Raw genomic sequence first — 11,559 nt, 5'->3', positions numbered from 1 at the left:
ACGGCACTCGCGTCGAGGACGCGGTCGCCGCCGGCCATCAGCGCGCCGGTGACCGATGGGAAGGACTGCTCCGATGAAGTGGAACCTGCGATTGGTCGCGGCGAACCGAGGCATCTGGAAGGCCAGCGAACTGCGCCGGATGCTCGCCGAGCACGGGTTGGAGGTCAGCACCGGCAAGATGTCGGGGCTGTGGTCGGGCACTCCGGCGGTCCTGCGTCCGGAAGAACTCGACATCTTCTGCACCGTGCTGGCCTGCCAGATCGGGGAACTGATCACCGTCGAACCTGTCGCCGCCACCGCCTCGGCCGGGGCAGAGGAGCACCGAACTGCGGTCGGCGAGCTGGGGATCGGACAGCGGCGGATCTCCCCGAAGCCGAGTACCGGCCGGTCCTTGCCGCCCCGATGAACTCGGATTCGGCCACGGGCTGCCGCGAATGCGGCGGGCCGATTCCACCCGTCGCGAGCCCGCGCGGCGGACGACCACGCCAGCACTGCTACACCTGTCGTCCCTCGGCGGCTGCCGCTCGCCGGGCCGGGCAGCTGCCGAAAAGCTGGAACGATCCCTGCAAAAAGTGCGGTGGTCCGATCGTTCGAGAGCGTCACCGGTGCGGGCGGCCACGAGTCTTTTGCGCGAGTTGCCGACCCAGCAAACCCGGTCGCAGCGAGTTCGTCCCGGTCCGTTTCGACGATCTCGCCGCTGTCGACGACCCGCCGAGGGTGAAGGCGGTGCTCGACCAGCTTGCGGTGATTGCCCACGCCGGAGCCTGGACCGCGCCGATGCTGGAGCACCGGGTCAGCGATCTGCGGATGCTGCTGGACACCACTCCCGACGGTGACATGGTCCGGCTCAGCCGGATTCGCGCGGAGTTCGGCGCCATCCGTGCTCGCATCGCCGCGCAGGTTCTGGCCGAATCCGCTCTGCTCGTCGACGACACAGTGTCTCGGCTGCACCGCTGGATCGAGCGGCGCAGCAACGGCATCGCACCCGGATTCCGTGACGATGTTCGGGACTGGTTGGTCATGCTGGCCGATGGAGACTCCCGGGCCGGACCGCGCAGCGAAGCTACCCTGCACGCCTACCTGAGCCGAGTCTCCGGGCCGCTGAATGAGTGGTCGAATACCCGCACGCATCTGCGCGAGGTCACCCGCGAGGACATCCTCGACATGGTGAACAAGCTCGCCGGGCACCGCCGCATCGGAACTACTGTCGCCCTGCGATCGTTGTTTCGGTTCGCCAAACGCCGTCGGTCGATCTTCATCGACCCCACTGCCCGCGTCCGCGTCGGCACCCGGCCTGACCGGGTCGTCCTGCCGATGACCGACGCTCAGATCGCCTCAATGAGCGCCGCCAGCGTCACTCCGCTGCAGCGGGTCACGGTCGCACTGGCGGCGGTTTACGCCGCACGGGCGGTGACAGTGCGGCAGCTTCTGCTCGACGACGTCGACCTGTCCGGCCGTCGGATCCGGATCGCGACAGTCGTTCACCCTCTCACCGACTTCACCTACGACGCCGTGGTGGCTTGGCTCCAGCACCGTCACCGGCGATGGCCGAACACCACCAATCCGCATCTGCTCGTCTCGCCGGAGTCGGCCACCGGCGTCGCGCCGATCAGCGATTACACGCTTTCCTGGAACCTGAATTTGGTGGGCATCGACCTCGAACGCATCCGTGTCGACCGCATCCTGCACGAAGCATTCGCCGTGGATGCTGACCCGTTGCACCTGGCCAACACGTTCGGTCTCAGCGACAAAACCGCCATCGTCTACGCGATGAATGCCCGGACCCTGACTGGTTGTGCTGGTGAATTCTGACGTCCGCTCAAATGGTCAGCTCGGCAACTACGCTGTTGCAGGAGACCGCGCCGGTGATTCTTCTTCTGCTACCGCGGTGATCCAGAGCCCGATCATGTCGGCGGTCTGTTCGATCACCGCATCGCGGTCCATGCCCTCTTCTTCCATCTTCACTGAGCGCAGCGCGGTGGAGAAGCCCGCGTTGAGCACGATGTAGGCCATGGTGTCGACGTCGAGGCCATGGGTCGGGCCGAGGGACTGGATCAGGTAGAGCTTGATGAGCATCCGTAGCCGCGGTTCGAATTCGGGGATACCGCTGCCGTAGAACTGCAGATCGGCCACCAGCGCGCGCACGAGTGGGCCGTTGGCTGCGAGGATCTCGACCCCGACGCGGATAATCGCGGCAACCGTGTCACGCCGAGGTTCGTCGACGACCGACGCTGTGAGCAGCCGCCCGTATTGTTCCTCCGCTTGCACGAACAGGCTGTCGGTGAGCTCCTTGACGATCTCTTCGCGGTCGGTGAAATACCGGTACAGGGTGCCGATGCTCATGCCCGCTTCGGCGGCGATCAGGTTGGTCGAGGTGTTGCCGATCCCGCGGGCGCCGAACAGATGGGCGGCCGCCTTGAGGATCCGTGCTCTTGTTTTCTTCGCACGATCCTGCTGGGGGCGTTTGCGTTGTTGATCGGCGGAGGGTGGCATCAGGTTGACCTCGAGAAGGACGCGGAACAAAAGTGAGCGGGAACTCACATCATGATCACGAAAACACCGGAATCGGTCAATTCCCTCATGTGTCCGCCAACGAAGCGGCCGAGATCACGACGTCAAAGTTCACAGAGACGAACATCTTCGGATCGAGGAGACGTCAGGATCCACCAATTGGTGATGTCACAGATGACCGGATAAACCACCCCGACCGAAGATCGCGTGACACACCCCGATCCCGGCCGGCGGCGTCGGATGCAGACCTGGGCGGCGGGGAATCGACGTGGTGGCGTCATCGTTCGAGAGCCGTCGCGCTGGAACTCGTCGTGCTTCTTCTGCCCGCCGCGCGAATGCCCTTGGGTTCCCACGTTCGAAGCTTCAGCCACGGTGAACTCACTGACTTTGGGTGAGCAAGATATCCCAAAAGTGGCCACTTTTGGGTTGCGCCCAGGGGTGGGCGCAAGACACACTCGAAGTGGTTCGAATGTATCGAAAGCCTCTAGAGCATCTAGAGGCTCCGATGTCTCCATCCCTGCGGGGTGGAGACATCGGCGGGTCCGGCAGGGGGCTGCCGGACCGGAGAGCGCAGCTGGGCGCTCGGTAGGCGAAGGGACGAGAAGTGCCTCCGAAGAGTGGGCAGGGCCATCGGCCCCACGCGGCGAAGCCGCGGTCGATCAGTCGACGGTCGACGTACGCGCCGGCCGAATGGGCGTTGGTGACCGCGGCGGCGGCCACGGTCGGACTGCGGCCCGGCGCGTTTATCGCCAAGGCCGCCGTCGGTGCGGCGCGGGCGTTCGCCGCGCAGCGCAACGGAGCGACAGTTCGCACCAGCGGCCAAGTGGAGATCCTCATCGCCGAGGTGCGCGAGCTACGCCGGTTGCTCGGCAACGTGGCGGGCAACGTGAACGATGTTGCCCGCCACGCGAACTCCATCGGCGAACTCGGCGACAACGCCGACGCGGTGCTGACCTACACCCGCAAGATCAACAGCCGCATCGATGTCTGGTTGGTCGAACAACTTCGCCACGGTGCGGTGTGATCGGCAAAGCGATCCGGGGATGGGACGGGCGGCGACTTGTCCGGTATCTGTTCTCAACGGGCACGCACAACGAGCACACGAACCCCCGGGTGATCGCGGCGTGGCAGTCCGATCCCGACGCCCTACAACCGCTGTGGGTCGGGCCCGGCGACTGCGACTTCGCGCCGGGCGAGATCGGCAAGCTCGCCGGACAGGTCACCGCGCTCTCGGAGGCGATCGGGCTGCCCGCCCAACAGCCCGAGCCCGGTCAACCGGGCTACACCAAGCACGGCTACATCTGGCACCTGCCTGTCGCCATCGGTGCCGAGGACGGCGAACTCGACCAACAGACCTGGCGGCGCATCGCCGAGGACATGCTGCACGAGACCGGGATCGCGAAAGCGGGCGACGCCGGGGCGTGCCGGTGGATCGCGGTGCACCACGGCAAATCCGTTGACGGCAACGACCACATCCATATCGCGGCCGTGATGGTCAGAACCGACACCGGCAAACGGTTCTATCCCGACAACGACTGGAAAGCCGTGCGCCGAGTCGCCCGTCGCTGGGAAGAGGCGCTCGGGTTGCGGCTGACCGCCATCAACGACCCGATGGCGGTACCGACCCCGACGCGCGGCGAGCAGGAGAAGGCCCAGCGTCGTCAGGCCGCCGGCGACGAGGGCATGCTGCGCGCGACACCTGGTGCTGCGGCGCGGACCCAGTTACGCCAGTTGATCACCGAGTCGGCCGCTGTTGCGACCACCACCGACGAGTTCCTCGCCCGGCTCCGCGAGGCGGGCGTGCTCGTCGACCTCAAGCACGACGGCACCGGGCAGATCACAGGATGGGCAGTCGCGGCTCCCGGCGACGTGTCGGCCAAGACCGGGGAGCCCATCTACTTCGCACCCAGCCGACATCTCGGTGCGGACATGTCCTGGCCACGAGTCACCGCTCGCTGGTCGACGACCGCGCCCGCAACCTCCAGCATCGCAGACGCCGCGGCCATCACCGCGACAGCCCGCGAGGCGCACACGGTGCTGGCCGACAGCGCCGAACGCGTGCGGGAGGTCACTACTGCCGTGCGCGGCGAGCGATCCGATGTCGCGCTGGTGGCCCGCGAATTGCACGACGTCATCGGCAGTTGGGCCTCCATCACCGATGGTGCCGCGCGCCAGGGCCCGCTCTCGCAGGCGGCGTGGGCCTTCGACCGCGCGGCGCGCACTCGGCATGGGTTGACCGCCGTCCCCGCTGGGCGACTCGCCGCCGAACTCCGTGCGATCTCACGCGACCTCGCAGCAGTTCGGATGTTGTCCGGGCGTGGTCTGCAACGAGACCCGACTGTGCAGCTTGGCCTCGCCGTCGCTGACCTGCTGCTCGAGATCGCGGCGTGGCATCAACAGAACCGGCGCATCACCGCCGCGCGCAGTGCCCGCGAAGCCGCAGACCTCGTCCGCGCCCACGGTGAAGCCACCGGCACCGTTCCCGGTCAACTCCCACCGCAGCGCGTACCGGCAACCACCTCACATACCTCCTCCGCGCCACAGCCCGGCCCCGCTGCTCGACCGGGCGCCCGCCCCGAATATCCCGCAGGACGCGGGGCCCGTGAATCACCGCACCACCCCACAAGAAAGGAACACCGACGATGAACCAGCCGGTCATTGAACCGCCCGTGATGGGCATCCCCCGCGAGGACACCATGCGTATCGCCTTGGCAGCACGCACGCTGTCGGGAGTACTTCGCCAACTGCGCGAGCAGCGTGGCCGCTCCGCGTGGGACGACGCCGAAAACGTCGCCCGCAAGAACGCGGTCATCGATCGCCACGCGGTCACCAAATTCAGTCATGCCGACGCCGACGAATGGAACACCGCAGAGAAAGAGGGGCGCATTCGCGCCGAACGCCACCCCGATACCGGAATGACCATCCGAGTAGCCCCGCTCTCGCACGGGCGTTTCGGAGTCCAGGCCGGCTGGACGGAGAACCACGCCGAGGCCGTGTTCGGGTCCGAAGAACTCGCCGACCGAGTCGTCGACTGGCTGCGCAACAACGGCTCGGCCGAAGCGGTCGACGATCTGCGGCGCAACGCCGACGAACTACACGCCACCTCCCGGCCTCGCCGATACCAGACCCTGCGAGACGTCGAGCTGGCCCAGGCGTGCACGTGGGCCAAGGAGCACGAACCGGACTGGTACCGCTGGTGGGAACAGAGTTACGCCGCTGCCGACACCATCGACGGTCGACGCCTCGATGAGAACGAGATCATCCGCAAATGGGTCGACGCCACAGGCGGCAGGACAGGTACAGCCGTGGGTGTGGCACGGCGATGGCTCAAACAGCACGACCCCGAATGGGCACACAACTGGGAGACCGAGTACGCGAACTGCGACACCCGCGACGGCCGCCGCAGTCTCGAGGACGAAGCAGTCCGACGCTGGCGCTCGCAATCTCCTGCGGGCCGCGGGCGCGGAACCGACAGCGGCAAGGCGACGACCGAGTCCGGTGAACAAGACGGCGATCGGCAGAATCAGCGCACCGCGACGCCTCTGGCGGACCGACTGCGCGGCCGTGTGCCCGATCAGATTCTCGATGACCCACGCTGGCACGTCGCCGAGGACCAGTACACCGTGCTCACCGCGCACGGGGTCGACCCGGAGATGCTGATCGAGTCGGTCGCCACCATCGACTTCGACAGCGGCCAGATCCGTGCCCCCAGCGGATACGCCGCGTGGACGATGCGGGAAGCCGCGAAGAAGGGCAATGCCTCCAGCGCCCAAGCGCGCACCGAGGACGATGCTCGCCGTTTGGTCGCCGAAGAATGGCTCACCACCGCTGACCCCGCGTCTCCGTTCGATCGAGCGCGCGCGGCCCAATTGGTGGGCGAGATCAACGACGAATTCGATGCCCTGCTGGCGCGCAGGTATCCAGGCATCCTCGACGGCGACCAGGCACAGCCCGGTCGAGGCGAGCCAACCTCCGGCGATGGTCACACGCATATTCACAAGGACGTGAATGCCACGCGGGCTGCCAATGTGGACGACAACACCGTGTTCGTCGTGGACGGTGAAGGCACCGCCGTCACCGTTTCGTTCGTCGAGGCACCGGGGCCGCGGGCAGAGACCCACACAGAAACGCCCGACCGCCGCGCCGGTGCTGCCCAGCGCGAAGACAGCGCGGCGCCGCTTACCGCGCCAGCAGCGGCCCACGCCCCACTTACCCCGCCTGCGCAGGACGATACGAACATCAAGTCCCCTCGGCGCACCCCGCCACCGGCGAAGCCCTCAGCGGCTCCCACTCGCCACCGGCGACGGACGCACTGACGACGTCGGGATCGGGTGAGCAGCGGCTCCGTTGCTCACCCGATTGGTCACGAAGGTACGGCGCCACTGTGAGACGAGGCGGCATCATGGCAGGTGCCGCCTCGACCGATCACCGACTCACTTTGGTCACGAAGTGCCGCCCTCGATCCGGCGCGCCACGATCGGCCCCGCGGTGTTCGGGCGGCGGCGTCAGGGGAGGTCGGTAATCGCCGTCGGGCTATCTGTCCGTCACAGGGGCCGTTCCTGCGGCTGACTCGACTCTCCGGGTAGTAAAGCCTATGGCTGCGGTCAGATGGTGTTCGTCGTCTACTACGTAGGCGGGAATAACGACCTCTACGCGATGACTCCAGAGGCGTCCTGGGTGTCTATGGATTGATAGTCGCCCACCACGCGGCGTTGTCAGATTTCGGTCGACGGCGCTGTGAGGAAACGCTTTTGGTGGCAGGCTGTTTCCCGTGACAGGGTTTGAGGTTGCGGCCGTATGCGCGGCGGCGGGGGCGAGCGTGCCCGTAGCGAAGGGGCTGACCCGGTGGCGGCGGCCTAAATCAGATTGGGCTTCGTTGGCAGGGGTTGCCGACGCCCTCGCCGCTGCGGTCGACCATGCGGAACCAGAGGTTCAGCAGGAATCGCGTGCCGCCACGACGCGGTACCGGAACCCGCAGACCGGTGACGCCTTGCTCGACTTCCTCACTCTCGACGCCGTGCGAGGCGGATCTTTCGCCGCGCACGTCCCCGCCGCGATCATCGGAACCAACGACATCGAACAATTCCGCGACTACCCCACCGACAACGTCGAACGGTGGCTCCACACCCCGGCGCGGCAGATCGATCGTCCTGTAATGGGATGGATACGATGAAGCTGTCCGCGTTGACGCATGAAGCGGTGTTGGCGGCGATTGCGGAGATCGATAGGGTGGGCCGTTCAAACTTTCTGCGGAACAATAGTCTTAATTCCGCGCGTGAGTATTTTTTGCTGTACAACGGGCGCGCGTACGATTTGAAGGCCGTTGTCGGTTTTGCTCATACATTGGTAGCGGACAGGGCAATCCCTGCTGTGGTCGCTCCTAGCGGTGCTGTCGCGGCAGATCGCCTTCGATCACTCGGTTTCGAGATCAGTGCGAAGATGGAATGGCGAACCGAAGAACTAATATTAGCTGCCGACTTCCTGAACCAACATGGTTGGCGCGAAATTGCTTACTGGGAATTGCGGAGCCTGGTAAGGCCGTTGTCGGACTTGCTGCGTTCACAATGGGTGTATGCTCCCAGCATTCCAGAATACCGTGATCAGCAAAGGATCTGTGAAAAACTTCCCTATCTCAGGGATGCGTATTTCGCTCCGCCGAACCCCATTCCGCGTGGACGTGAGCGTACGGTTCAGGTTGCCGTTGCCTTCGCTGAAGATGCCGAGGGCATGCACGCACTCGCAGGAAAACTGTGGGAAGGTCAACGGCTAGATCTGGGAGTGGAGGACGAGATTAACGTCCCCGCAGTCGATGACGTCGGCTCGGATGCGCTGTCTGCTGCGTCGTTCATTGCCGCAGTGGAAGGCGGAGTGAGGCAACGTTGGAGCCGCATCTACGAACGCGACCCCAAGTTACGCAGGCGAAAGATAGATCAATCCAGGGCTTTGCGGGGCAACATCGCGTGTGAGGTCTGCGGATTCGACTTCGAAATAGCCTATCCGAAGATCGGGGAGGACTTTGTTCACGTTCATCACGCTGTACCGCTACATACGACGGGCCGAGTCGAGACAACCTTAGATGATCTTGTACTGCTGTGTGCGAATTGCCACCAGATGATTCATCGCCCGACGCAATGGTTAGAGGTCGCCGAGCTTCGAGTCATCGTCGGGTCCGCGCGACAGGATCGCACGTTGTCATCGGCTACGTGATCACGCCTCAAGCTGCAGGCGCAATCAGTGCGGCAGGTAACGCGACCCCGAACCAACGCAAACCTCCACCGACGATCACGAGCATTCCCGTCACGACGTAACTGCTACGCAGTTCGCCTGCGCGAACGGCAGCAGGGTGTTCGCCGTCGACGGGGAGGGCACCGCCATCAAGTTTGCCGAGGCACCGAAACGGCAGCCTGGAACGGCCGAGGACGCGGCCGACCACAGCGCCGGTACCGCGCCGGAAGACATCGTGATCGACGACCATCAGCACGAGGTGGTTCTTGCCGCGCCAGCCGCGGCCCAAGCTCCGCTGACCCCGCCCGAGGAGGACAATACGAACGCCAGGTCCCATCGGCGCACCCCACCGCCAGCCAAACCTGCTCCGACGCCCACCCTTAACAGAGGCCGGACGCGCTAGGTCGGGCGCGTCGAGGACTCGGGGCGGGCGTCAAGTGGGACTGCCGTCGGGGGGCGAAGAAGTACGTCCAGGCGGTAGTCGAGTCTCATTCACCTCAGCGGGACTTCACGTTGTTCGGTGCTCTCCGCCGGGATCTCATCGAGCGAGGCTTGCATGTTGGCGTCTGCGGGCGCGTCTACCGGCGCAACGAATGGGCCAGCACCCGACTCACCCGGGTTTGCCGTATCGGGACGGCGAAGAAGCCACAGTTGGTAAGTCTGGTGCCGGAACTGGTAGGCGGTGGCGTTGACGCGGAGCAGACCACTGTCGCGGGCCCAGCTGAGGAAGGTTGCAGGGCGGCCGGCGAAGTCCGCAGTGATCTTGAACAAGAGTGTGGACACGAAGAACCGGCCACTCGCATGCCCGAACATCAGCGCGGTCAGGAACCCGGAGATTAGCCCGATCTGGAGCCCGGTTAGGAGGTCGGACGCGCTGAAGGCGAGGCCGAACCCGAGCCCGAACATCGCACCGCCGAACACCGCTGCTCGCAGATCATTGCGAATCAGCCACCGCGCATCGGTTCCCATAGCCAGTTGATCGCTGTGACTGGCGGAGAGCCCAAGCATGAGGCCGAACACGAGCGCGACGCCGAGCCCAACCCCTAGCCCGGCTACCAACCCGGACACCGTCCCGGTCATGATCCCGAACCCGAATCCGGCAAAGATCCCGAACATCAGCCCGGCAGGCCACCGCGTGCGGGTGGGCACTTTCCAGGCGATGCTGCTGGCACTGGGAGCCTTCGAGAGCCAGACAATGACTCCAAACATGACGCCGAACCCGAGCCCACCTACGAGCCCGACATTCAGCCCGGCCGCAAGTCCAATCCTGAGACCGAACACGAACCCGACCGCGAGCCCACTCATGAGTGCTACAGCCAGGATGTGAAGAAGGCGGGCTCGGGTGGTGCCAGCGATTTCCCAGACTTCGTCGAGGCGGACGGCGGTGCCGTTGCGGCCGGTATCGCGGCGATGTTCCAGGTGCCGCGCCAGGGTGCGAAGCCATTTCTCGACGTTGTCGGGGGTGTAGTCGCGGAACTGTTCAATGTCGTCGGTACCAGCGATCGCGGCGGGAACCTGCGCGGCGAACAGTTGGGGCTGCTGCAGGGCTAGGTGACAACCGAGATGGCTTGCCGAGAGGCAGGCCTGAGAGGATGTCGCAGTGCCCAAGCCGTATCCGAAAGAGTTCCGCGACGACGTCGTGCGGGTCGCCCGCAACCGCGACGACGGGGTGACGTTGGACCAGATCGCGGCCGACTTCGGGGTCCATCCGATGACATTGTCGAAATGGATGCGCCAATCCGACGTAGACGACGGGAACAAACCGGGAACCACGCGCAGCGAATCCGCAGAGTTGCGCGATGCTCGCCGCCGGATCCGGTTGCTCGAGCAGGAGAACGAGGTCCTGCGCCGCGCGGCCGCCTATCTGTCCCAGGCTCAGATACCGGGAAAAGGCTCTACCCGCTCGTGAAAGAGCTTGCCGCCGAGGGAATCCCCGTGGCGGTGACGTGCCGGGTGCTGCAGCTCGCTCGCCAGCCCTACTACCGATGGCTGGCCGATCCGGTGACCACCGGCGAACTCACCGAAGCCCTCCGGGCCAACGCGTTGTTCGACGCGCACCGCGACGACCCAGAATTCGGCTACCGGTTTCTCGCCGACGAAGCCCGCGAAGCAGGTGAATCGATGAGCGAGCGGACCGCCTGGAGAATCTGTTCGAACAATCGGTGGTGGAGCGCGTTCGGCAAGCCGCGGCGCGGCAAGAACGGCAAACCGGGCCCGCCCGTCCATGACGATCTGGTACAACGTAACTTCCGCAGCGACGCACCAAATCAGTTGTGGCTCAGTGACATCACCGAACACCAGACCGGCGAAGGCAAGCTGTACTTGTGCGCGGTCAAAGATGTCTTCTCCAACCGGATCATCGGGTATTCGATCGATTCGCGGATGAAGTCTCGACTGGCGGTGACCGCGGTGAACAATGCTGTTGCCCGGCGCGGTGACGTGTCCGGTTGCGTGATCCACACCGACCGCGGATCTCAATTTCGCTCGAGGAGATTCGTCCACGCGCTCAACCGTCACCGCATGGTCGGATCCATGGGCCGTGTCGGCGCGGCCGGCGACAACGCCGCCATGGAAAGCTTCTTCAGCCTGCTTCAACACAACGTCTTGGACCGGCAGCGTTGGGACACCCGCGAGCAGCTCCGGATCGCGATCGTCACCTGGATCGAACGCACTTACCACCGGCGGCGTCGACAAGCCAGGCTCGGCCGGTTGACCCCGATCGAATTCGAAACCATCATGTCCCCAGCAGCCCGACAGGCTGCTTAACCGCTGTCACCCAATCCTGCAGCAGCCCCATTCGACTACGCCAGAGTCTCGATCTAC

General features: G+C 65.2%; 11 protein-coding genes. 8 read left to right on the top strand and 3 right to left on the bottom strand.

What is annotated here, in order from left to right:
• Positions 1-73: 73 nt before the first annotated feature.
• Positions 74-406 carry a helix-turn-helix domain-containing protein gene (locus NS1_RS19920; protein ID WP_062986782.1) on the top strand — a complete coding sequence of 111 codons (333 nt, stop codon included), beginning with the start codon at positions 74-76 and terminating at the stop codon, positions 404-406.
• Between the two features lie 320 nt (positions 407-726).
• A complete protein-coding gene (locus NS1_RS19915) occupies positions 727-1,812 on the top strand; it encodes a site-specific integrase (protein ID WP_255284612.1) in 1,086 nt (361 codons plus the stop codon).
• Positions 1,813-1,839: 27 nt separating this feature from the next.
• Here NS1_RS19915 and NS1_RS19910 read toward each other — a convergent pair whose 3' ends face one another.
• Positions 1,840-2,493: a TetR/AcrR family transcriptional regulator gene (locus NS1_RS19910; protein ID WP_062986838.1), complete on the bottom strand. Its 654-nt coding sequence runs from the start codon at positions 2,491-2,493 to the stop codon at positions 1,840-1,842.
• Between the two features lie 718 nt (positions 2,494-3,211).
• Between NS1_RS19910 and NS1_RS19905 the strand changes: the two genes are divergently transcribed.
• The 5 genes from NS1_RS19905 to NS1_RS19885 all read left to right on the top strand — a co-directional run bounded on the left by NS1_RS19905 (position 3,212) and on the right by NS1_RS19885 (position 8,718).
• Complete coding sequence (locus NS1_RS19905; protein ID WP_255284611.1) at positions 3,212-3,535, top strand: hypothetical protein; 324 nt, start codon at positions 3,212-3,214, stop codon at positions 3,533-3,535.
• A complete protein-coding gene (locus tag NS1_RS19900) occupies positions 3,532-5,157 on the top strand; it encodes a relaxase/mobilization nuclease domain-containing protein (RefSeq protein ID WP_062986777.1) in 1,626 nt (541 codons plus the stop codon). The genes NS1_RS19905 and NS1_RS19900 overlap by 4 nt, the downstream gene beginning before the upstream one ends.
• Positions 5,154-6,827 (top strand): hypothetical protein, encoded by a 1,674-nt coding sequence (locus NS1_RS19895; protein WP_062986775.1) that lies wholly within the window; start codon positions 5,154-5,156, stop codon positions 6,825-6,827. Before NS1_RS19900 ends, NS1_RS19895 begins: the two co-directional genes overlap by 4 nt.
• A gap of 560 nt (positions 6,828-7,387) precedes the next feature.
• Positions 7,388-7,684: a hypothetical protein gene (locus tag NS1_RS19890; protein ID WP_062986773.1), complete on the top strand. Its 297-nt coding sequence runs from the start codon at positions 7,388-7,390 to the stop codon at positions 7,682-7,684.
• A complete protein-coding gene (locus NS1_RS19885; protein WP_084503848.1) occupies positions 7,672-8,718 on the top strand; it encodes an HNH endonuclease in 1,047 nt (348 codons plus the stop codon). Before NS1_RS19890 ends, NS1_RS19885 begins: the two co-directional genes overlap by 13 nt.
• Before the next feature lie 7 nt (positions 8,719-8,725).
• Here NS1_RS19885 and NS1_RS19880 read toward each other — a convergent pair whose 3' ends face one another.
• The gene (locus NS1_RS19880) at positions 8,726-8,992 is read right to left on the bottom strand and encodes a hypothetical protein (protein WP_157125313.1); all 267 of its coding nucleotides are present in this window, start codon (positions 8,990-8,992) and stop codon (positions 8,726-8,728) included.
• A gap of 236 nt (positions 8,993-9,228) precedes the next feature.
• A complete protein-coding gene (locus tag NS1_RS19875) occupies positions 9,229-10,344 on the bottom strand; it encodes a hypothetical protein (protein ID WP_157125312.1) in 1,116 nt (371 codons plus the stop codon).
• Between NS1_RS19875 and NS1_RS19860 the strand changes: the two genes are divergently transcribed.
• Positions 10,337-11,502, top strand: a protein-coding gene (locus tag NS1_RS19860) for an IS3 family transposase (protein WP_101466398.1) whose coding sequence is annotated in 2 segments (ribosomal slippage) — positions 10,337-10,621 and positions 10,624-11,502 — 1,164 coding nt in all. Because the reading frame shifts where the segments join, the coding sequence is not laid out codon by codon here. The genes NS1_RS19875 and NS1_RS19860 overlap by 8 nt on opposite strands.
• Positions 11,503-11,559 lie beyond the last annotated feature (57 nt).

This window comes from Nocardia salmonicida NBRC 13393 (assembly GCF_001613085.1).
GTDB classification, from domain to species: Bacteria; Actinomycetota; Actinomycetes; order Mycobacteriales; family Mycobacteriaceae; genus Nocardia; species Nocardia salmonicida.
The sequence above is the reverse complement of the archived record's forward strand: the minus strand, read 5'-3'. Positions and strand labels throughout refer to the sequence as shown.